The sequence below is a fragment of the Paraburkholderia sp. BL6669N2 genome (assembly GCF_003387275.1).
Lineage (GTDB): Bacteria > Pseudomonadota > Gammaproteobacteria > Burkholderiales > Burkholderiaceae > Paraburkholderia.
The window spans coordinates 2,848,554-2,869,675 of sequence record NZ_QUNA01000002.1 but is presented as its reverse complement, the minus strand read 5'-3'; the positions used below and the strand labels follow the sequence as shown (position 1 = coordinate 2,869,675).

At 62.5% G+C, this 21,122-nt stretch carries 16 protein-coding genes and 1 pseudogene; 6 read left to right on the top strand and 11 right to left on the bottom strand.

Translation table 11 applies throughout. The features are described 5' to 3' along the window. Positions 1 to 17 precede the first annotated feature (17 nt). On the bottom strand, positions 18 to 1,235 hold the full coding sequence (locus B0G80_RS35340) for a DNA-binding transcriptional regulator (protein WP_106282778.1): 1,218 nt from the start codon (positions 1,233 to 1,235) through the stop codon (positions 18 to 20). A 271-nt stretch (positions 1,236 to 1,506) separates the two neighbouring features. On the opposite strand from B0G80_RS35340, the gene xylA reads away from it, so the two are divergent. From xylA to B0G80_RS35320, 4 genes are all read left to right on the top strand, one after another. Next, positions 1,507 to 2,829: a xylose isomerase gene (xylA, locus tag B0G80_RS35335; RefSeq protein ID WP_116122385.1), complete on the top strand. Its 1,323-nt coding sequence runs from the start codon at positions 1,507 to 1,509 to the stop codon at positions 2,827 to 2,829. 169 nt (positions 2,830 to 2,998) lie between these two features. Next, the gene (gene xylF, locus B0G80_RS35330; protein ID WP_116122384.1) at positions 2,999 to 4,027 is read left to right on the top strand and encodes a D-xylose ABC transporter substrate-binding protein; all 1,029 of its coding nucleotides are present in this window, start codon (positions 2,999 to 3,001) and stop codon (positions 4,025 to 4,027) included. A gap of 79 nt (positions 4,028 to 4,106) precedes the next feature. Further along, entirely contained in the window at positions 4,107 to 5,666 is a 1,560-nt protein-coding gene (gene xylG / locus B0G80_RS35325) for a D-xylose ABC transporter ATP-binding protein (protein ID WP_116122383.1), read from the top strand. Continuing rightward, the gene (locus B0G80_RS35320; protein WP_116122382.1) at positions 5,663 to 6,862 is read left to right on the top strand and encodes a sugar ABC transporter permease; all 1,200 of its coding nucleotides are present in this window, start codon (positions 5,663 to 5,665) and stop codon (positions 6,860 to 6,862) included. The genes xylG and B0G80_RS35320 overlap by 4 nt, the downstream gene beginning before the upstream one ends. Positions 6,863 to 7,095: 233 nt before the next feature. Here B0G80_RS35320 and B0G80_RS47470 read toward each other — a convergent pair. Together B0G80_RS47470 and B0G80_RS35310 are read right to left on the bottom strand one after the other, a co-directional pair. Next, positions 7,096 to 7,368, bottom strand: a pseudogene (locus tag B0G80_RS47470) (helix-turn-helix domain-containing protein); the annotation flags it as partial. Then, positions 7,365 to 7,700, bottom strand: coding sequence for a type II toxin-antitoxin system RelE/ParE family toxin (locus B0G80_RS35310; protein ID WP_116122380.1), 336 nt, complete (start codon positions 7,698 to 7,700; stop codon positions 7,365 to 7,367). The pseudogene B0G80_RS47470 and the gene B0G80_RS35310, both read right to left, overlap by 4 nt. A gap of 378 nt (positions 7,701 to 8,078) precedes the next feature. On the opposite strand from B0G80_RS35310, the gene B0G80_RS35305 reads away from it, so the two are divergent. Both B0G80_RS35305 and B0G80_RS35300 read left to right on the top strand, forming a co-directional pair. Next, positions 8,079 to 10,349, top strand: coding sequence for a xanthine dehydrogenase family protein molybdopterin-binding subunit (locus B0G80_RS35305; RefSeq protein ID WP_116122379.1), 2,271 nt, complete (start codon positions 8,079 to 8,081; stop codon positions 10,347 to 10,349). A gap of 34 nt (positions 10,350 to 10,383) precedes the next feature. After that, positions 10,384 to 10,845, top strand: coding sequence for a (2Fe-2S)-binding protein (locus B0G80_RS35300; RefSeq protein ID WP_116122378.1), 462 nt, complete (start codon positions 10,384 to 10,386; stop codon positions 10,843 to 10,845). 490 nt (positions 10,846 to 11,335) lie between these two features. Here B0G80_RS35300 and B0G80_RS35295 read toward each other — a convergent pair whose 3' ends face one another. The 8 genes from B0G80_RS35295 to B0G80_RS35260 form a co-directional block, all read right to left on the bottom strand. After that, positions 11,336 to 12,868, bottom strand: a complete 1,533-nt coding sequence (locus tag B0G80_RS35295) for an efflux transporter outer membrane subunit (RefSeq protein WP_116122377.1) — start codon at positions 12,866 to 12,868, stop codon at positions 11,336 to 11,338. Beyond that, positions 12,865 to 13,893: an efflux RND transporter periplasmic adaptor subunit gene (locus B0G80_RS35290; RefSeq protein ID WP_116122376.1), complete on the bottom strand. Its 1,029-nt coding sequence runs from the start codon at positions 13,891 to 13,893 to the stop codon at positions 12,865 to 12,867. Before B0G80_RS35290 ends, B0G80_RS35295 begins: the two co-directional genes overlap by 4 nt. Then, a complete protein-coding gene (locus tag B0G80_RS35285; protein ID WP_116122375.1) occupies positions 13,890 to 14,099 on the bottom strand; it encodes a DUF1656 domain-containing protein in 210 nt (69 codons plus the stop codon). The genes B0G80_RS35290 and B0G80_RS35285 overlap by 4 nt, the downstream gene beginning before the upstream one ends. A gap of 48 nt (positions 14,100 to 14,147) precedes the next feature. After that, complete coding sequence (locus tag B0G80_RS35280; RefSeq protein WP_116122374.1) at positions 14,148 to 16,250, bottom strand: FUSC family protein; 2,103 nt, start codon at positions 16,248 to 16,250, stop codon at positions 14,148 to 14,150. A gap of 7 nt (positions 16,251 to 16,257) precedes the next feature. Continuing rightward, positions 16,258 to 16,734 carry a MarR family winged helix-turn-helix transcriptional regulator gene (locus tag B0G80_RS35275; RefSeq protein WP_116122373.1) on the bottom strand — a complete coding sequence of 159 codons (477 nt, stop codon included), beginning with the start codon at positions 16,732 to 16,734 and terminating at the stop codon, positions 16,258 to 16,260. Between the two features lie 118 nt (positions 16,735 to 16,852). Continuing rightward, a complete protein-coding gene (locus tag B0G80_RS35270; protein ID WP_116122372.1) occupies positions 16,853 to 18,511 on the bottom strand; it encodes a response regulator in 1,659 nt (552 codons plus the stop codon). Positions 18,512 to 18,514: 3 nt separating this feature from the next. Further along, positions 18,515 to 20,032 (bottom strand): ATPase domain-containing protein, encoded by a 1,518-nt coding sequence (locus tag B0G80_RS35265; protein ID WP_116122371.1) that lies wholly within the window; start codon positions 20,030 to 20,032, stop codon positions 18,515 to 18,517. Between the two features lie 85 nt (positions 20,033 to 20,117). Then, positions 20,118 to 21,020: a LysR family transcriptional regulator gene (locus B0G80_RS35260; RefSeq protein WP_116122370.1), complete on the bottom strand. Its 903-nt coding sequence runs from the start codon at positions 21,018 to 21,020 to the stop codon at positions 20,118 to 20,120. Between the last annotated feature and the right edge of the window lie 102 nt (positions 21,021 to 21,122).

Below are 21,122 nucleotides of genomic sequence, written 5' to 3'. Positions count from 1 at the left end.
AAAGAGAATAGGCATGCTCAGCCCGGCGCGGACGTCGAATTCGCCTGCTCCTGGTATTCACGCGGCGTACAGCCGAGTTCGCGTCGAAATACCGCGTACATGTATTGCAGCGACGTAAAGCCGCAACGGATCGCCACTTCCGCGCTCGACGCATCGCGCTTTGCCAGCAGTGCTTTCGCGACATCGAGTTTATGACGCAAAATTTCCTGATGCACGGTGCACTGCCGTTCGCGCCGGAAGTACTCTTCGAGCGACGAACGCGAAACGCCCACATAGTCGGCAACCTGTTCGGTGCGAATACCTTGGCACGCGTACTGCCGGATGAAGTGCCGCGCCCGCATCACATACGGACTCGCCAGCGGTTGATGCTTCGTCGATTCGAGCACGTTGATGCCGACCGGCGGAACGAGAATGCGCCGCCCGGGAAAGCGCGCACCATGCAGCATCTGATGCAAAAGGTGAGCCGCGGTGCGGCCCATTTCCTCAGTGCCCTGAATCACCGAAGAAAGCGGAATACGCGTCAACGTGCGCGTCAACGGATCATTGTCGATGCCGATGATCGCGACTTCTTCGGGCACCGGAATGCCGGCGATCAAACACGCCTGAAGCAGATGCCGCGCACGCGCATCGGTCACGGCGATGATGCCGACCGGCTTCGGCAAATCCCGCAGCCATGCGGTGAGCTGTTCGGTCGCCTGGTTCCATGACGGCGCGCTGGTGGAGAGTCCGCGATACATCTCGCCATCGATCTGCTCGGCGCTGTGTCCATCCGCGCTACGCAGATGAGCGAACGCGAGTTCGCGCTGTTGCGCCCAGCGGTTCTCTTGCGCCTGCGGCAGGCTGTACAGCGCGAAGTGCTCGAGACCCGCGCCGATCAGATGCGTATAAGCGAGTGAGACGAGTTTGCTGTTGTCGGTGGCGATATAGGGTAAATCCGGAGGATAGTGCGCCGGGTCTTCGAACGACGAACCCACGGCGACCACCGGCAATGGACAATCGCGCAGCGCTTCGCCCACGGCGGGATCGTCGAAATCCGCGATGATGCCGTCGCCGTCGAAGCGTTCGATGCCCGTCAGCCGGCAGCGAAAATCTTCTTCGAGGAACAGGTCCCACGCCACGCGCGTGGACAGCAGGTAGTTGCCGATGCCGGTAATGATCTCGCGGTCGTAGACCTTGTTCGCGTTGAACAGCAGCGCGATCCGATGGGTCGTCTGTGGTGTTTGCGGACGGGTCATGGCGGTGAGCGGCGCGCGGGCCAACGACCCGTCACGCCTTCGTCTCCTGTTAGATGCTTAATTTGAACGGCACCGGTTTTAAGCGTCTGGTTATTCTAGGCCCCGAATCGCGCGCCGGTGCGAAACAAAATCATGGGCGGTAAGAAACATCAAGCACGCTGCGCAATTTCGCAATTGCCGACGCATCGTGCAAGCGGCAGCATGGCGTCACCTTGACAACCGGCGCGGCGACGTCGCACGGGTTGCGGTGCACCATAAACTGGAGACGCTGATGTCTTACTTCGAACACATTCCCGAGATCCGCTACGAAGGCCCTCAATCGGATAACCCGCTTGCGTACCGCCATTACGATAAAAGCAAAAAGGTACTCGGAAAGACGCTCGAAGAACATCTGCGCATTGCCGTATGTTACTGGCATACGTTCGTCTGGCCGGGTGTGGATATTTTCGGGCAAGGCACGTTTCGACGTCCCTGGCAGCAAGCCGGCGACGCGATGGAGCGCGCGCAGCAGAAAGCGGACTCCGCATTCGAGTTCTTTTCGAAGCTCGGCACGCCGTACTACACGTTTCACGACACCGACGTTTCGCCCGAAGGATCGAGCCTGAAGGAATACAGCGAAAACTTCTTGCGCATTGCCGACTATCTGGCGCGCAAGCAGGAAAGCACGGGCATCAAGCTGCTATGGGGCACGGCCAATCTGTTCTCGCATCCCCGTTATGCGGCTGGCGCCGCGACCAGTCCCGATCCTGAGGTTTTCGCGTTTGCGGCGACACAAGTGCGCCACGCGCTCGATGCGACGCAACGACTCGGCGGCGATAATTATGTGCTGTGGGGCGGCCGCGAGGGTTACGATACCTTGCTGAATACCGACCTCGTGCGTGAACGCGATCAACTCGCCCGTTTTCTGCATATGGTCGTCGACCATGCGCACAAGATCGGCTTTAAAGGCTCGCTGCTGATCGAACCCAAGCCGCAGGAACCGACCAAGCATCAATACGATTACGACGTCGCGACCGTGCATGGCTTTTTGCTACAGCATGGGCTCGACAAAGAGATTCGCGTGAACATCGAGGCCAATCATGCGACACTCGCGGGCCACTCGTTTCATCACGAAATCGCCACGGCCTACGCGCTGGGTATTTTCGGCAGCGTCGACGCGAATCGCGGCGATCCGCAAAACGGCTGGGATACGGATCAATTCCCAAATAGTGTGGAAGAACTGACGCTCGCCTTCTACGAAATTCTCAAACACGGCGGCTTCACAACCGGCGGCATGAATTTCGATTCGAAAGTACGGCGCCAAAGCGTCGATCCGGAAGATCTGTTCTACGGTCACATTGGTGCGATCGATAACCTTGCGCTCGCCGTCGAACGCGCGGCGGTACTGATTGAAAACGATCGTCTCGATCAATTCAAACGTCAGCGGTACGCGGGCTGGGATGCGGAGTTCGGTCGCAAGATTACTTCCGGCGATTATTCGCTCTCTACGCTGGCTGAGGACGCAATGGCGCGCGGTCTGAACCCGCAGCATGCAAGCGGCCATCAGGAGTTGATGGAAAACATCGTGAATCAGGCGATTTACAGCGGACGTTGATCAGCGTTTCAGGAAGCAGTGCATCAAGAAGTTGCAACACTAAATAAAAAATCGCGCGGCCACGTCGACCGCGGAACAGGAAGCTTTGGGTTGTCGCTTGTCCGGTCTTGTGGCTCGCAGCGCAAACCGTCCAATCCGGTATTCCGGCTATCAGAAGAAGGAGACAGAGATGAAATTCGCAACGCGTCGTAACGTATTGAGTTCGCTCGTATGTGGAGCGGTGCTCGCCAGCCTGTCGCTTGCCGCGCCGCTCGCGCATGCAAGCAAGGATCACCCGGAAATTGGCTTCTGTATCGACGATCTGCGCGTCGAACGCTGGTCACGCGATCGTGACTATTTCGTCGCCGCAGCGGAAAAACTCGGCGCGAAAGTGTCGGTGCAATCCGCCGATGCGAGCGAAGCGCGGCAGATCTCGCAGATCGAAAACCTGATCTCGCGCGGCGTCGATGTCATCGTGATCGTGCCGTTCAATTCGAAGACGCTCGGCAACGTAGTGGCCGAAGCAAAGAAAGCGGGCATCAAGGTCGTTTCATATGACCGCCTGATTCTCGACGCCGATGTCGACGCCTATATCTCGTTCGACAATGAAAAGGTCGGCGAATTGCAGGCGCAAGGCGTCTACAACGCGCAGCCGAAGGGCAACTACTTCCTGCTCGGTGGCGCGCCGACCGACAACAACGCCAAGATGTTGCGCGAAGGTCAGCTCAAGGTACTGAAGCCTGCCATCGATAAAGGCGACATCAAAGTAGTCGGTCAGCAGTGGGTGCCAGAATGGAGCGCATCCACGGCGCTGCGCATTGTCGAAGATGCGCTAACGGCGAATAACAACAAGATCGACGCGATCGTCGCCTCGAACGACGGCACCGCGGGCGGTGCGATCCAGGCGCTCGCCGCGCAGCACATGGCGGGCAAAGTGCCGGTATCGGGCCAGGACGCGGACCTCGCGGCCGTGAAACGTGTGATTGCCGGCACGCAGACCATGACCGTCTACAAACCGCTGAAACTGATTGCCGGCGAAGCGGCCAAGCTCTCCGTGGCGCTTGCAAAGGGCGAAAAACCCGCCTTTAACTCGCAATATGACAACGGCAAGAAGAAAGTCGACACGGTGCTCCTGCAACCCACGTTGCTTACCAAGAGCAATGTCGATGTAGTCGTCAAGGACGGCTTCTATAGCCAGGCCCAGCTCGCGAGCCAATGAGCGTAACGTGTGCGCGGCGGACCTCGATGCGTGTCATGCGCATCGGCGCCGCCGCGCGCCTTGCAGCGAGGCATAGCGAATGACGCAAGCTCTCATGACGATGCGTGGCATCGTCAAGGCGTTTTCCGGCGTGAAGGCGCTCGACGGCATCGACCTCACGGTCGCGCCCGGCGAATGCGTGGGCCTGTGCGGCGAGAACGGCGCGGGCAAATCGACCCTGATGAAAGTGCTCTCGGGCGTGTATCCGTGGGGCACGTGGGACGGCGAAATCATCTGGGAAGGCGAGCCGTTGAAAGCCGCCAGCGTGCGCGATACCGAACGCGCCGGCATTATCATCATTCACCAGGAGTTGATGCTGGTGCCGGAGTTGTCGGTGGCGGAGAACATCTTTCTCGGCAATGAAATCACGCTGCCCGGCGGGCGCATGAATTACGCCGCGATGTACCAGCGCGCCGACGAACTGCTGCGCGAACTTGGCATCAGCGGAATCAACGCCGCACAGCCGGTGATGAACTATGGCGGCGGCCATCAACAGTTGATCGAGATTGCGAAGGCGCTGAACAAGCGCGCCAAGCTGCTGATTCTCGATGAGCCGTCTTCTTCGCTGACTTCTTCCGAGATCCGCATTCTGCTCGACATCGTGCGCGATCTGAAGCGGCGCGGCGTGGCCTGCGTGTACATCTCGCACAAACTCGATGAAGTGGCGGCCGTGTGCGACACGATCAGCGTGATTCGCGACGGGCGTCATGTCGCGACCGAGCCAATGCGCGCGCTCACAACCGACCGCATCATTTCGTTGATGGTAGGCCGCGAAATCAAGAACCTGTTTCCACGCGAGCCGCATCCGATCGGCGACGTGATCTTCGAGGCGCGCCACGTTACCTGTTTCGATGTGACCAATCCGCGCCGCAAGCGTGTGAACGACGTGTCGTTCGCGCTGCGGCATGGCGAGATTCTCGGCGTGGCCGGTCTGGTCGGCGCGGGGCGCACGGAGTTGATGCAGGCGATCTTCGGCGCGTATCCCGGCGTGAGCGAGGCGACCGTGGTGATGGACGGCAAGCCGCTGAAGATTCGCGCACCCGTCGATGCGATTCGCGCAGGCATCGGCATGGTGCCGGAAGATCGCAAGCGCCACGGCATCGTGCCGGGGCTGAGCGTCGGCCATAACATTACGCTCGCGGTGTTGCAGCGCTTCGCATCGGGCGGGCGAATCGACTCGGCCGCCGAACTCGATACGATTCATACGGAGATGAAGCGGCTTTCGGTGCGCGCCGCGCATCCCATGTTGTCGATTGCGAGTCTGTCGGGCGGCAATCAGCAAAAGGCCGTGCTGACACGCATGTTGCTGACCAATCCGAAAGTGCTGATTCTCGACGAGCCCACGCGCGGCGTCGACGTCGGTGCGAAATATGAAATCTACAAGCTGATCTTTCAACTGGCGCAGCGTGGCATGTCGATCGTGATGGTGTCCTCCGAACTGTCCGAAGTGCTCGGCATCAGCGATCGCGTGCTGGTGATCGGTGAAGGCGAGTTGCGAGGCGATTTCATCAACGACGGCCTCACGCAAGAGGACATTCTCAGCGCCGCGATCCGTCCCGTGCAGCGATCCACGAACCCAACCGCAGCGAGTGCCGCATGACGCCCGACGTTACTTCCCAACGCGCCGACGAAGCCGCGCCGCGAGGCGCATTCGCCGGTCCGCAGCGCATTCAGCAATTGTTCGCGCGCTACAAGATTCTCGCGCTGCTGATTGCCGTGGCCGCGATCTGGATTTTCTTTTCGATGCTCACGCACGGCGCGTTCGTCACGCCGCGCAATCTGTCGAACCTGCTGCGGCAGATGTCGATTACCGGCATGCTCGCGTGCGGCATGGTGTTCGTGATCATTGCCGGCGAGATCGATCTGTCGGTCGGATCGCTGCTCGGTTTGCTCGGCGGCGTGGCGGCGATACTCGACGTCAACCGGCACTGGCCGATCGGCGTCACGTTGCCCGTGGTGATGCTGCTCGGCGTGCTGGTCGGCATGTTCAACGGATGGTGGTCCACCTATCGCCGCGTGCCTTCGTTCATTGTGGGGCTCGGCGGCATGCTCGCGTATCGCGGCATTCTGCTCGGCGTGACCGGCGGATCGACGATCGCGCCGGTGTCGGACAGTTTCGTGTTTGTCGGCCAAGGGTATTTGCCGCGGCTCGCTGGCGATACGCTCGCGGTGGTGCTTTTTCTGCTGCTCGCCTTTCTGACGATACGGCAGCGCCGCAATCGCGAGCGTTATCAGTTGCGCGTGGTGCCGGTCTGGCAGGACGTGGTGAAGGTGGTCGGCGCGGGTGTGATACTCGCCGGTTTCGTTGCCACGCTCGATCGGTATGGCGGTATTCCGGTGCCGGTGCTGTTGCTGCTCGCGTTGCTGGGTATCTTCACGTGGATTGCCACGCAGACCGTGTTCGGGCGACGTATCTACGCGGTCGGTTCGAACCTCGAAGCAACGCGGCTCTCAGGCGTCAATACCAATCGCGTGAAACTGGCGATCTTCGCGCTGATGGGGCTGATGTGCGCGTTCGGCGGCATCGTCAACACAGCGCGGTTGGCGGCGGGCTCGCCGTCGGCGGGATCGATGGGCGAACTCGATGCGATTGCCGCGTGCTTTATCGGCGGGACGTCGATGCGCGGCGGTTCCGGCACGGTCTACGGCGCGCTGATCGGCGCGCTAGTGATGGCGAGCCTGGACAACGGCATGTCGATGCTCGACGTCGACGCTTATTGGCAGATGATTGTGAAGGGCAGCATTCTCGTGCTGGCCGTGTGGATCGATGTCGTGTCGGGGTCGAACCGGCGGTGAGGTGGAAGGGAGGTGCGGCGGCGCGAGGCCGTCGCATCTGTTTTCTACTGATGTGGCGCGTGAGCTGTCTATCAGCGCATCTGCGCGCCAACGGCGGCGCCGAGCTTGCTGCGCCGTGCGGGCGCCTTTGTGGCCGGCTTCTTTGCAGTTGCCGTTTTTTTTGCGGCTGCAGCAGGCTTCTTGCGCGCTGCCGATTTATCGCCGGAGGCGCTTGGGCTGCGTTTCGAGGGGCCGTCCAGCACTCGCATCTCGATACGCATATCCGCCGCGACCGCCATGTTGACCAACGCGTCGAGCGCGAACAGATTGATCTTGCCGCGCATGAGATCGGACACGCGCGGCTGGGTGACGCAGAAGCACTTGGCCGCTTCCGCCTGACTCATGCCGGTGCGGGCGATATGGTCTTTGATCGCCATCATTAGGACCGAGCGAAGCTTCATGTTCTCCGCCTGCTCGGGCGTGTCTTCGATAGCGTCCCAGACGCTCGAAAATGTTCGATTGCTCATGCCTTAACCTCTTTCATTTCGCGGTAGCGCTTGGCGGCGAGATCCAGATCCGTTTTGCTGATCTTTTGCGTCTTTTTCTGGAAGCAATGCAGCACGTAGATCGCGTCTTCAAATTTTGCGACGTAAATGATCCGGAATGCACCGTTTGCGTCGCGAATCCGAATTTCCCGTGCGCCTGGGCCTATCGTATTCATGGGTTTCCAGTCGTCGGGATCACGACCGCGCTGGACCTGATCGAGTTGATGGCCGGCCTCGCGTCGCGCGGAAAGCGGGAACGCGCGCAAGTCGTCCAGTGAGTTACCGCAGAACTTGAGTGACTTCGCATCGATCATTTACGATTATACAAAAATTTGTATGAGAGGGTAGTCGGCAGAATTTGATGAAGTTGCTATTTTTGCTCTGGACTCACGGTATTGCGTGCTCCGCGCAGCCTACATTTGAGTCAGATCAGAAATCCGATAACGTCGCAAATAGGACACGCCGGCTAATCCACTTCGTCCTGCTCACCCCCATTTAATGAAACACCCCACGACAACCCCCCGTCCCCACCATCCTCCCCATCCCCCGCCCCAAGCCGCCCTGACTTGAACCCACGCATTTAAGTCCCACCTCCGCTGCCCGTCTTATTACTATTCCGAGGAACAACGCCCAGGCGCCGACCCGCGCTCTCACAGCTTTCCAGCCATCGTGCAAGCTGATCGAACCATGCCATGTTGAAACGCAGAACCTTTCTGCTCGGCGGCGCCGGCGCTGTCGGCGCGTTGCTGGTCGGCTGGTCGGTGCTGCCGCCAGGACAGCGTTTGACCACGTCCATGCCGCTGCCGGCGCAAGGCACGCAAGTGGCGCTCAACGGCTGGGTCAAGATTGCCGCCGACAACAGCGTGACGATCATGATGTGCAAGGCGGAAATGGGGCAGGGCATCCATACCGGTCTCGCCATGCTGCTTGCCGAAGAACTGGACGCCGACTGGTCGCGGGTGCGCGTCGAAGACTCGCCCATCGACAGGATCTACAACAGCGTGCAAAGCATCATCGACGACTTGCCGTTTCGCCCCGACAACGACAGTACCGTCAAGCGCGCCACCGTCTGGATGACCCGCAAGCTGGTGCGCGAAGCCGGCACGATGATGACGGGCGGTTCGTCGAGCATCAACGATCTATGGACGCCCATGCGCGAAGCCGGCGCGTCGGCCCGGGCCATGCTGATCGGCGCGGCGGCCGCGCAATGGAAAGTGCCGCCCGGTGAATGCCGCGCTGAAGGCGGTCAGGTGCTGCACCCGTCAGGCCATAAGGCGAGCTTCGGCGAATTGTCGGCGATGGCCGCGCAGCAGCCGCTGCCGCGCAAGGTGACGCTGAAAGATCCCGCCGACTTCAAACTGATCGGCAAACCGCTGCGTCGTATCGAAGCGGCGTCGAAGATCAACGGTACGGCGCGCTTCGGCATCGACGTGCTGCCCGACGGCCTGCTCTACGCGAGTGTCGTAATGTGTCCAACGCTCGGCGGCACGGTGGCGAAGTTCGACGCGACGGCCGCCCGCAAGATGCCGGGCTTCCTCAAGGCGTTCGCCGTCGCGCCGTACAGCGGCGGGACCGGCGGCGTCGCCGTGATCGCCGACAACCCGTTCCGCGCGATGAACGCAGTCGCCGCCATCGACGCGACCTGGCACGACGGCCCGGCGGCGAAGCTGTCGAACGCGGACGTGGACCGCCGCCTCGCGCAAGCACTCGACGACAGCGACGGCCACGCCTATTACCACCTCGGCGACGTCGATGCGGCCATGACCCGCGCGGCGCGCACCCTCAGCGCGGAATATCGTGCGCCGTATCTCGCGCACGGCGCGGTCGAACCGCTCAACTGCACCGTGCAGGTCGCGGACGGTACAGCCACGGTCTGGGTCTCCACGCAGATGCCCGGCCTCGCGCGGCACCATGTGGCAAAAGTACTGGAACTCGACGAGGATAAAGTCGATGTGCAAACGCTTCTGCTCGGCGGCGCGTTCGGCCGTCGTCTGGAGTTGGATTTCATCGCTCAGGCCGCGGCGATCGCGCGCGAAGGCGGGGGCCGTCCGGTGCAAACGCTCTGGTCGCGAGCGCAGGATTTCACCCACGACTTCTATCGTCCGGCGTGCCTGTCGCGGCTGAAGGCCGGTTTCGACAACGACGGCAAACTGGTGGCATGGCAGGCCACGTCGGCAAGTCAGGCGATCGTGCCGGAAGCGCTCGCGCGGTACTACGGCGCGCCGCGTCTTCCCATCGACAAGACCACCTGCGAAGGCGCCTTCGATCAGCCCTACGAATGGCCGGCTGCGCGCGTCGCGCACAAGATCGTCGAATTGCCGGTGCCGGTCGGGTTCTGGCGCTCGGTGGGTCACTCGCATCAGGCGTTCTTCACCGAGGGCTTTACCGACGAACTTGCGGTGGCGACTAACAAAGACCCGCTTGCGTTTCGCGCCGCGCTGCTCGAGCAGCATCCGCGGCATCTGGCGGTGTTAAAGCGCGTGGCGGCTCTGTCGGACTGGGAGCATCCGCTAGCGCGTGCCGCCGACGGCGCGCCGCGCGCGCGCGGCGTCGCGTTGCACGAGGCGTTCGGCAGTGTGGTCGCGCAGGTCGCGGAGGTGTCGATCGGGCCGGGTAAGAAGATTCGGGTGCATCGGGTGATCTGCGTGATCGATTGCGGCATGCCGGTGAATCCGAATCTGATTCGGCAGCAGATGGAAAGCGCGGTTGTCTTCGGTTTATCCACCGCGTTGCAGGACGAGATCACACTCGTCGACGGCCAGGTGCAGCAGAAAAACTTTCTGGATTTCCCGGTGGTGCGAATCGACGATTGTCCGGTGATCGACACGGACATCATACCGAGCCAGATGCATCCGCAAGGCGTGGGTGAAGCGGGCGTGCCGCCGGTCGCGCCGGCGGTGGCTAATGCGGTGTTCAAGCTGACGGGCCAGCGCTTGCGCTCGCTGCCGTTGAAACTGGCGTGAAGCAGGCCGAATTCAAGAACGCAGGGAGACAGTCATGGGATCGCTGAACATCAATGGCCGGGCAGTGGCGGTACAGAGCGAGCCGGATATGCCGCTTCTGTGGGTGCTGCGTTGCGAACTCGGCATGACGGGCACCAAGTTCGGCTGTGGCGTGGGCATTTGCGGCGCGTGTACGATCCATGTGGACGGCGAACCGAACTTCGCCTGTCAGACGCTCATGTCGAGCCTGCACACGCAGAAGATCACGACCATTGAGGGTTTGCAGGGTCCGGAAGCACAAGCGTTGAAGGCCGCGTGGATCGATCTCGACGTGGTGCAGTGCGGCTATTGCCAGAGCGCTCAATTGATGGCGGCCTGCGCGCTGCTCAAGCACATTCCCAAGCCGACCGACGCGGACATCGACACGGCAATGTCGCACATCGTGTGCCGTTGCGGCACCTATCCAAGGGTGCGGGCGGCAATCCACCAGGCGGCGGCAAAGCGCCGCCCCACATGACGCCGCCGACGAGTTTCGCGTTCACCCCTAACGAAAGAGTCCGCTGCGCGCGCTCAACCTGCCAGCAATTCCACCACGGCGACGACCGCCGTAAAAATGCCGATGCAGCCGCCGAGCGTGGCTGCGCTTTTCATGAATTGCGACATACAGGTCCCCGTAATGAGTGGTTGGTGACGTGTATTTAACCTGAATTGAAAGGCAAAAGAAAGGAAATCAAAAATAATTCGTAAGCTGAGCGTGCGTCGCCACCAGACGTGTACATGGCCGGAGCATCGCTTTGCGGCCCTCAATATTTTCATGCGCGGCTACGCGCGTGCGGAAGATGTTGGTCGCGCAGATCGCTCGTGATTCGAAGACGGAAGTGCGGAATGTGCGCGCGTCTGAGTGTGCGTGTGGAGTGGTGTCGCCGTGCTAGACAGATCGGCAGGCGGGGTTGTCCAAGGCGGTCGCCTGATGAGCGGTCCGCATTGGACAATCAGATCAAGGGCGCTTAAGGCGCTTTCGTTGCCGCCGTCGTTGGCGTCGCCTTGACCGGCACCACAACCGCAGGCGTGGAACCAACGGAAGCGTTGTGCGGATCAACTTCCCAACCGCCGCCGAGCGCGAGGAACAGATTCACCTGATCGATCGCCACCTGGCCGTCCGCGGCCGCGGCCTGAGACTTTGTGGACGTCAGCGTGCGCGTCGCATCCAGATCCGAAATAAACGACTCACGTCCCGCGCGATACAGCCGATGCGTTTCATCCGCCGACTCGGTCGCCGACTTGACCGCGGCACGCAGCGCATCGGCGCGGGCGTAATCCGACGAGTAGGTCGCGAGACTTGTTTCGGTTTCGCGCAACGCGGTCAACACCACACCATCGAACTTTGCCAACGCCACCTGGCTCGATGCCTGCGCTTCACGCACGCGCCCACGCGCGCCGTTCGTGGGGAACTGCCAACTGATTAGCGGACCGAAGCCCCAACGCGCCGTGGGCGACGTGCCGAGGTCTTCCAGAACGCCGGTCAATCCCGCCGACGCCCCGATGCTCACCGTCGGATACAGCGCCCCGGTGGCGACGCCGATCCGCGCCGTGGATGACGCCAATTGACGCTCGGCCTCGCGCACATCCGGTCGGCGTTTGAGCAGCGCAGCGCCGTCGCCGACCGGAATCGGCTGGCGGAGTTGCGGCAGCCTGTCGCAAGCGAGCACGGCCGGCGGCAGATCCGAAGGCGCGCGCGCGAGCAGCGCCGCGAGCCGGTACTGCGCGATCTTGCGGCGCGCCGTGTAACGCGGAATATCCGCCGACAAGGTATCGACCTGGGTCTGCCCACGCGTCACGTCGGGTTGATTGCCGCGGCCCGCGTCGCGCAGGCGGCGCGAGACATCCACGCGCTGTTTCTGCAGCGCCAGCGATTGTTGCGCGATCCTGAGTTCCTCAGCGGCCGAACATTGCTCCACGTAAGAGCGCACCACGTCCGCCACCACGGTGATTCGCGCGAGATCGGCCGCGGCTTGTACCGACTCGGTGTCCGCTTGCGCCGCCTCCACGCCGCGCCGCAGCTTGCCGAACAGATCGATTTCATACGAGATGCTGATGCCGATGTCGCCTTCGTTGACGACCGGCAGCTTTTCGGTGAGCAGGTATTGCTCGGCGGATTCCTGCGCGCGTTCGATCGCCACCGAACTCTTGCCGGAAAAACCGCCCTGTGCCTGCGCTACGCCCAACGCTTCACGCGAACGCGCGAGATTGGCCGCCGCGACGCGCAAGTCGGTATTCGATTGAAGCGCTTCGTCGACGAGTCGGTTCAGCACCGGATCGTCGTACAGCTTCCACCACACGGGTGGCACGTTCTGGCGCGTGGTCAGCGAGCTGTCCGCGCCTTCGATCGGCGCGTTGGCGAGCGGTGCGTTGATCAACGCCTGTTGCGGCAACGCGTAGTTGGGACCGACGTTCATGCATCCGTTGAGCGCGACCGCCAATGGCAGCAATGGCAGCAATGGCAGCAACGGCAATAAGGGCAGGGCGCGCGACAGCTTCATTGCGAGGCGCCCGATGACGAGACCGTCGCCGACGCCGGCTGTGCAGCCGAACCAGCCGAGCCAGTCGAAACAGCAGACGTAGTAGACGTAGCAGACGCGGATGAAGAAGCCGCCACCGCCCCCGACGCGCCCGCATCCGGATGCTTCTTCCCGACAGGCGACAGATCACGCACCGACACAGTCGCCGTCCGCCCCGCGATCATGCGGAAATCCGCGGGCACTTCATCGAGCGCCACGCGCACTGGAATCCGTTGCGCGAGACGCACCCAACTGAAGGCCGGATTCACGTTCGGCAGCAGATTCGAACCTTGCGTGCGGTCCCGATCCTCGATCGCGGCGACGATACTCTGCACATGTCCGCGCAACACCGCCGGTTCGCCCATCACCGTGATATCGACCGGCTGGCCGATGTCGATGCCACCCAGCTTGGTTTCCTCGAAATACCCGTCAACACGGAACGAATGCATATCCACCACCGAGACCACCGCGCGCCCCGCCGCGACATATTCGCCGACGCGCGGCGCGCGGTCGTTCAGATAACCGTCCACCGGGCTCATGATCGTGGCGCGTTGCAGATTCAGTTTCGCGGTGTCGATCGCCACGTTCGCATCGGCGAGCGCGGCTTCGCCAGCCTCGACGCGCGAGCGGCTTTCTTCTGCCACTTCCGCCGCGACCAGGTTGCCGAGCTTGCGGTTGCGCGCGTCCTCGCGGCGCGCCTGGTCGAGCGTGGCGCGGCGTTGTTGCGCGGTCGCCTGCGCCTGGCGCAGCGCAAGCGTGTAGCGGGCTTGATCGATCACGAACAGCACCTGGCCTTGCTTGACCTGCTGGTTGTCCACCACGTCGACCGACGAAATCAGTCCCGAGATGTCCGGTGCGACCTGGATCACGTCGGCGCGCACATGTCCGTCGCGAGTCCACGGCGCGAACATGTAATAGCCAACCAGTTTCCACAGCACGAGGGCCGCGGCGACGACGACGATCAGGGTCAGCAGAATTTGACCGACGGAGAACCAGGTTTTTTTCACGTTATTAGTCTGTGCGAAACGACAACGACAAGGCCCAGCACCAGCACATAGATGCCAAGATCGAAGATGGAGCGATGCCAGACGAAGCGGTAAAAGCCGACGCGCGCGAGCACCGTGCGAATGACCAGGTTGATCAGATACGCGACCAACATCAGCACGAGCACGGCCGGCACGAACACGCCGAAAATATCGATTTCACCGATCATCGCGGGAGGTGGGCAAGAGGAAAGGAAATGGCCAACGGCATGAGCGCATCAGGCTGCGGCCTCCGGTTCGGGCGGCGTGGGCGTCGTCAGCGTGGCCGGAAACAGCGAAAGACGCAAGCCGACCAGCGCGTGCAGCGCTTCGCGCAACCGGCGCGCCGAAGTCTGCGCGCTTGGGCTCGGTGCCCCGGCGTTGGCGAGGCCCTGTGCCGTGACGCTCGCCACGGCGGCGTCGATCGACGACATGAGGCTCTCCGGCACCGGCTCGCGCTTGCGGCGGTCGACGCAGCTTTCATAGTACTGACGCACGTCGTCGAGCACGTGATCGATCGCGGCCGGCGCGTCGCCGCCCAGATTGGGGGTCAGGCGGCGCAGATCGAGCGCGTTGAGGCCAATGCGCAGATCGCGAAAGCTTTCGATCGACGGATGACGATGGTCGTCGGTCGCGGCGAGTCGCGGGATCAACTGCATCAGGCGGTCGAGCATGCGCGCGGCGAGATTGCGCGGATCTTCGATCGGCCGTGTCGATGCCGTGAGCGCCACGTCGGCCCAGCTCGAACGCAACAGGCGGGACGCCGTGAGTTCGGCGCCGAACGGGCGCGTCGCGCGCGTCCACAGATACGCATAAAGCAAGCCGGCGAGGCCCGCGAGATTGCTGTTCAGGAAGACCAGAAAATTGGCGTCGTAGGCGTCCTGAATGCTGATGAAAGTGGCCGTGTTCACGGCGACCAGCACCGTGGCCAGGTTGAACTGCGGGCGCGGAATCAGTGTGCCGACGAAGATGAACGGCGCGGCGAACATGATCACCAGCAAGGGAAAGTCATGCACATGCGGCAGCACGACGAACAGATAGACGCCCGCCGCCACCACGCTGATGGCGGTCGCCACGAAGAAGCGGAAGATGAACGGCGCGGGCTCGTCGAGCGCCGCGAAGAAGCAGCATGCCACGGCCGCGAGCGTGACAGCGCTCGCTCCGTCGTTCCACCCCGAGCCGATCCACAAACTGCACGCGAGAACCACGGCCGCCGCGGCCGTGCCCGTGGAGAACAGCATGATGCCGCGATCGTAGAAGCGCTCTGTACCGCCCAGCCGCCAATGACGGAAGCGCGGACGCCACGAGCCTTCTTCCCGGGTGATGATGATGCGCAGCGAGCGGCAGTCCTGCCAGACATCGATCACCTGTTTCATACGCCACAACGCGTTCGAGAGCAGCGCGCCATCCCAGCCCGCGAGCGCGGACGGTGGTGGCTGCATTGCCGCGATGCGCGCACGCAATGCATCGGCCGTCGGGTCCGGGTGATCGCCCTCGCTCACGGTGGGCATCGGCTCGTTGAACCATTTGATGACATCGGCGAGCAGGCTTTCCAGCCCGTCGGGCCACGTCTGCCGGCCGCTGTTATAAAGCGCGATCAGCGGATCGGCGAGCGACGACATGATCGGCAGCAGCAACTGCATGCGCCCGCGCAGTTCATGTGCGCGCGCCAATATGTCGGGCCGCGTGTGATCGTAGGCCAGTTGGCTGAGCAGCAATTCAAGGCCATTGATGGTGGCCGCGATGCGTTGCCGCGCACCCGAAATGGCCGAACCGGCAATTCGTCCAGAGAGCGTTTCGGTTGCGTAGAACGCGGCGTCGCGAAACCATGCGTCGGTCTGATTGATGATCGTGGGTGCAAGCCGACTCGGAAACAGCGCGCTGCCGACAATGCTCGCGCAGACGATGCCCAGCGTGATCTCCTCGGTGCGGCTGACCGCGAGGTCGAACACCCCGCCCGGATTGGTCACCGAAGGCAGCGCGATAATCGGCATCGTATAGCCGGCCAGCAGGAACACGTAGCTGCGCGCGGTGCGGTCGGACACCGCCAGATACAGCATCGTGCCGGTCCATAGCGCGACGATCACGCTGAACAGATACGGCGATTCGACGAAGGGCGGCACCAGCAGCACGGCTGCCGAAGCGCCGAGCATGGTGCCGAGCGCACGATAGAGCGCCTTCGAACGCGTGGCGCCGACAAACGGATTCGACACGATGTAGACGGTCGCCATCGCCCAATAAGGCCGCGGCAGTTCGAGCGCGAGGCCGATGTAGAGCGCGATCATCGCCGCGGCAAATGTCTTGACGGAGAACAGCCAATCGCGAAGGGAAGGGTAGACCATCAACGCGTTACGCCGGATCGCCGCTGCGATCGCTGTTCTGATCGGCGCGCTCGCCGGCGTCGGCCGTGAACGCGGCCAGCACGCGCAAAGTGGCTTCCAGGTCGCTGCGCGAAACGCCTTTTAACGCTTGCGCCCGCAGCGTGACCAGTTCTTCTTCCATTTTCGCGGTGACGGCGCGGCCTTCTTCGGTGAGCACCACGGTTTTCGCGCGCCGGTCTTCGGGGTCTTCGTCGCGACGCATCAGGCCCGCGGCGCACAGTTGATCGAGCAGCCGCACGAGCGAAGGCCCTTCAATACCGATGTGATCGGCGAGCGTGACCTGGCGCACGGCCGCGCCGAGCCGGCTGGCGGTGAGGAGCGGCGTGGCGCAGGCCTCGGAAACATTGAAGGCCGCGAGCACACCGTGGCTCGTGCGCCGCCATTTTCGGGCGGCGACGACCAGCGTGCTGCTGACTGTCCGGCGTAAGGCATCGAGATTCGACATGGCCGGTATTGTATTTCCAAAAAATTCGTTAGCAAACTATTGATTCTGGAATTTTTTATGACGATACGGCACGGCTGCGCGCGTCGGCATGCGCGCAGGTTCGTTACGTCGGCGTGACTCAGGCCGCCAGCCCGAGCCTGACCGTCCGCGCCAGATCGTCCAGTTGGAAAGGCTTGCGCAAGATCGTGCAGCGCTTCACCGCCAGCCCGGAGATGTCCACGTCCGCATAACCCGTTGCCAGGATCACCGGCAAATCCTCGCGCATCTTGCGCGCCTCGGCGATCACGTCGATGCCGTTCATGCCGGGCATCGCGAAGTCCACCATCAGCAGGTCCGGTTTGTCGTCCTGCAAACGGTTCAGACCCGCGCGTCCGTCGGCGGCTTCGGTCACGGTGTAGCCGAGCATTCTCAGCGACTCGACCAGCATGGCACGCACTTCGCTGTCGTCTTCGACCACCAGCACGCGCTTTTCGCCGATCACGTTCGCTTCCGCATTCGACGCCGCTTCGGCCTGCGGCGCCACGCGTTCGCGCAACGGCAGCCAGAGTTCGACAGTGGTGCCCACGCCTTCCTCGCTGAACAGACGCGCGGTGCCGCCGGCCTGCCTCGCAATGCCGTAGACCTGGCTCAAGCCGAGTCCCGTTCCCTTGCCGATCGGCTTGGTGGTGAAGAACGGATCGAACACGCGCGACACCACATCGGGCGGCACACCCGAACCGGTATCGGCGACTTCGACCACCACGTAGCGGCCTTCAGCGAGTGTCTGATCGGGCGCCTCGCGCTGCTTCACGCGAATGCCGAGCTGGCCGCCGCCCGGCATGGCGTCGCGCGCGTTGATGGCGAGATTGAGAATGGCCAGTTCGAGTTGATTGGCGTCGGCCTGAGTCCACATCTCCTGGCCTTCGAACTCGTTGGTATAACGGATGCTCGATCCGAGCGACACCGTAATGATGTCGCGCATGCCTTGCAGCAGCGCCACCACGTCCACCGCTTTCAGATCGAGGTTGCTGTTGCGCGAGAAAGTGAGCAACTGTCCCGTTAGTTTCGCGCCGCGCTCGGTCGCGCGCTTGACGGTGGCGGCCATGCTGCGAAGGCGCTCATCGCTGGTTACTCGCGCGATCAGCTCGGCGTTCACCATGATGACGTTCAGCAGATTATTGAAGTCGTGCGCGATGCCGCCGGTGAGTTGCCCGAGCGCCTCCATTTTCTGCGACTGCACGAGCACCGCCTGCACTTTGGCGCGCTCGTGTATTTCCATCATCAGCCGATTGTTGGCGGAGGCGAGTTCCTGAGTACGTTCGGCGATACGGCTTTCCAGCGAGTCGTTCAACTGCACCAGTGCTTCTTGCGCTTCGATCCGCTCGGCGAGATGGCGGCGCGATTCATATTGCCGCGCGCGTGCCCGCAATGACGACGCCACCGCGCGCCGCAGCGTCTCCGAATTCAGCGGACGTTCAAGCACGACAACGTTGCCGAGCCGTTCGAGCACTTCGAGGCCGCGTTCCGAGCGATGTCCGACGCGTGAGGCGGCGAGCAGAATAATCGGGAAATCCGACCACGCGGGCTGCTGCTCCAGCCACTCGAACAAACGGGCCGCATGGTTGCCCGTGAGCGCTTCTTCCGCGATCAACGCGGCGCCCGCACCGGCGTCGAGTTCAGCGGTGAGCGCATCGGCATCGCGGCATGCCACGCAGAGGCGTTGATCTTTGTGCAGCACCTCGGCAATCACATCGGCGTCGCGGCCAAACGGCGCAAGAATAAGGACGCGTTGCTCCATAGCCTACTGCCCGGACGTGTCGAGGACGCGGTTCGTCGCACCGAGCAGTGCAGTGTTGCCGCGATAAGCCGGCAGTCCGGAGAGCACACCTTCGAAGTCGCGCAACGCCTCGCCGACTTCCACGCCATTGCTGCCGAGCCGGAACTGGCGGATCGAGCGCTCGTGAGCATTGGCGCGGCTCTTTACGGCCGTCACGGCGGTGAGCACTTCGCCGTGGTGTTCGAAGTAGCGGAACAGCACCACCACGTCGCTCAGGTAGCTGATGTCGATATCGGTCTGTACCTCGCCGATGATGCCGTGCTGCCCCAGCACGAGCATCGTGATCACGCCTTGCTGGTTCAGATAGCCGAGCAGTTCGTGCATTTGCAGCAGCAGATAGCGCTCGCCCGGCATTGCCTGCAGATAAGCGTTCAGACTGTCTATCGCGACAAAGCGCGCACCGTCCTGCTCGACAGAGCGGCGGACATCGCTGGCGAATTCACCGGGCGAGATCTCCGCCGGATCGATCTGCCGCAGCGTCAGCAGACCGCTTTCGACGTGCGGCGCCAGATGCATGCCGAGCGTCGCGCAGCGGATCGTCAACGTGACGAGTGTCTCGTCGAACACGTAGTAGACGCAGCGCTCGCCGCGCTCGAGCGCGGCGATCAGGCACGACACCACCGTAGTGGTCTTGCCGACGCCCGAAGGGCCGATCATCAGTGCATTGGTGCCGGGGATCAGACCGCCGCCGAGCAACGCGTCGAGTCCCTGCGTGCCGGTGCTGACCGCCTCTGTGTCGAACTGCGCGTGGTGTTCCGCCGCGACAAGGCGCGGATACACGCGGATGCCGCCGGTGTCGAGCGTCAAGTCGTGATAGCCCTCGCGGAATTTGATGCCGCGCATTTTGGCGATGCGCGTGCGCCGCCGGTTGCCGCCATAGTCGCGCACCAGATTGTCCAAACTGACCACGCCGTGCGCGATGCTGTGCAGTTGAACGTCACCGGGCTCCGAAGAATTGTCGTCGAGCAGCAGCACCGTGCATTCTCGGGTGGCGAAATAGCGCTTGAGCGCGAGAATCTGCCGCCGGTAACGCAGCGGGTTCTGCGACAGCAGACGCAATTCGGAGAGGCTGTCTAGCACGATGCGCGAGGGTTTGAGTTCCTCGACCTGCTGGATGACGTTGCGCACCGTCTCGCCGAGTTCGACCTCGGCCGGGTGCAGCACGGTCTGCTCGTACTGCGGGTCGAGACCTTCGTCCGACACCAGCTCCAGAATGTTGAAGCCGCCGATATCCCAGCCGTGGCTTTGCGCTACCGCGATCAGTTCGGCGCGGGTCTCGGAGAGCGTGATGTACAAACCTCTCTGTCCCTCTTCGACTCCCTTGAGTAAGAATTGCAAGGCCAAGGTAGTTTTACCTGTACCGGGCGCACCTTCCACAAGGTACATGCGATGGGGCGTGAGACCGCCTCCCAGGATGTCGTCAATTCCATCGATTCCTGAGGAAAGGCGGCCCGGCTTGTCGGCGGCTTGTCTGTTTGACATGGCGTAGCGTATTTGACGTCGATGGATGGCTGTTGGTTATTCAGCCGGTACGGCGAGAATGCAAAATCCGTGCCGGTTGACGGATTCATGCGCCGGCGCGCTCCTTCACCAGTTGAATGAAGCGCGTGGCCGCGCTGTTGTGCAGTGCCGCGGGATAGGCAAGGTGCAGCGGCGCGCTGAGTTTCGAAGGGTTCGCGAGCGTGCAGTACACGGTGCCCACCTGGTCGTAACGCTGCATGGAAGCGGGCACCAAGGTCACGCCCAGACCCGCCGCCACGAGGTTGATGCCCGACGCCATGCGCGGCACTTCGCGGGCAATGCGCGGGACGAAGCCCGCTTGCCGGCAAGCGGCGAGGATGTCGGCATACATGCCGGGTGCGCCCGGACGGCGGACCAAAATGAAGTCTTCGTGCGCCAACGCTTTGAGCGACACTTGCGGCCGCTTCTTGCCCTTGAGCAACGGATGACCCACCGGCAACACCACGACCATCGGTTCGTCGAGCAGCAACTCGAACGCCACGCCCTCGCGGGCGTCGACCGGCTTGCGTAGAAACGCCGCCTGGATCTGGCCCGCGGCCAGACGCTCGATGATCTCCGCCGCGTTGAACTCGGCGAGGTCCACGGCGACCTCGGGGCAGACCGCGCGAAACGCGCGGATCGCCTCAGTCGTGAATGGATGGAACGACGCGGAACTGGTCAGTCCGATCGAAATCGTGCCGAGTTCTCCACGCGCAATCCGGCTCGCCTTTTCGACAGACTGCTGCAGATTTTGCAGCAGGCGTTGCGCGTCTTCCGCGAAGGCCTGACCGGCCGGCGTCAAGGTGACGCCGCGCGGCATGCGCACAAAGAGTTCGAAACCGATCTCTTCTTCCAGCGTTCGAATCTGCTGCGAGAGCGGCGGCTGTTGCATGGCTAGCCTTTCTGCCGCGCGCGTGAACTGGCCTTCTTCGGCGACCGCCAGAAAGTAACGCAGATGCCGCAGCTCCATGGTGTTTCGTCTCCTCACCAGCGCATGAAGGCCGGTTCGATGCCATACATACTAAGTATGAATGGTGCATGAAACAGGTATTTTACATTTACCATGTCCGCT

What these genes read in the sequence shown, in the direction of transcription:
- B0G80_RS35310 (WP_116122380.1), bottom strand. Translation starts at nt 7,700, where the DNA reads ATGATCGATGCGAAGTCACTCAAGTTCTGCGGTAACTCACTGGACGAC.
- B0G80_RS35275 (WP_116122373.1), bottom strand. Translation starts at nt 16,734, where the DNA reads ATGTCGAATCTCGATGCCTTACGCCGGACAGTCAGCAGCACGCTGGTC.
- B0G80_RS35340 (WP_106282778.1), bottom strand. Translation starts at nt 1,235, where the DNA reads ATGACCCGTCCGCAAACACCACAGACGACCCATCGGATCGCGCTGCTG.
- B0G80_RS35260 (WP_116122370.1), bottom strand. Translation starts at nt 21,020, where the DNA reads ATGGAGCTGCGGCATCTGCGTTACTTTCTGGCGGTCGCCGAAGAAGGC.
- B0G80_RS35265 (WP_116122371.1), bottom strand. Translation starts at nt 20,032, where the DNA reads ATGTCAAACAGACAAGCCGCCGACAAGCCGGGCCGCCTTTCCTCAGGA.
- B0G80_RS35295 (WP_116122377.1), bottom strand. Translation starts at nt 12,868, where the DNA reads ATGAAGCTGTCGCGCGCCCTGCCCTTATTGCCGTTGCTGCCATTGCTG.
- xylG (WP_116122383.1), top strand. Translation starts at nt 4,107, where the DNA reads ATGACGCAAGCTCTCATGACGATGCGTGGCATCGTCAAGGCGTTTTCC.
- B0G80_RS35285 (WP_116122375.1), bottom strand. Translation starts at nt 14,099, where the DNA reads ATGATCGGTGAAATCGATATTTTCGGCGTGTTCGTGCCGGCCGTGCTC.
- B0G80_RS35320 (WP_116122382.1), top strand. Translation starts at nt 5,663, where the DNA reads ATGACGCCCGACGTTACTTCCCAACGCGCCGACGAAGCCGCGCCGCGA.
- B0G80_RS35280 (WP_116122374.1), bottom strand. Translation starts at nt 16,250, where the DNA reads ATGGTCTACCCTTCCCTTCGCGATTGGCTGTTCTCCGTCAAGACATTT.
- B0G80_RS35305 (WP_116122379.1), top strand. Translation starts at nt 8,079, where the DNA reads ATGTTGAAACGCAGAACCTTTCTGCTCGGCGGCGCCGGCGCTGTCGGC.
- xylF (WP_116122384.1), top strand. Translation starts at nt 2,999, where the DNA reads ATGAAATTCGCAACGCGTCGTAACGTATTGAGTTCGCTCGTATGTGGA.
- B0G80_RS35270 (WP_116122372.1), bottom strand. Translation starts at nt 18,511, where the DNA reads ATGGAGCAACGCGTCCTTATTCTTGCGCCGTTTGGCCGCGACGCCGAT.
- B0G80_RS35300 (WP_116122378.1), top strand. Translation starts at nt 10,384, where the DNA reads ATGGGATCGCTGAACATCAATGGCCGGGCAGTGGCGGTACAGAGCGAG.
- xylA (WP_116122385.1), top strand. Translation starts at nt 1,507, where the DNA reads ATGTCTTACTTCGAACACATTCCCGAGATCCGCTACGAAGGCCCTCAA.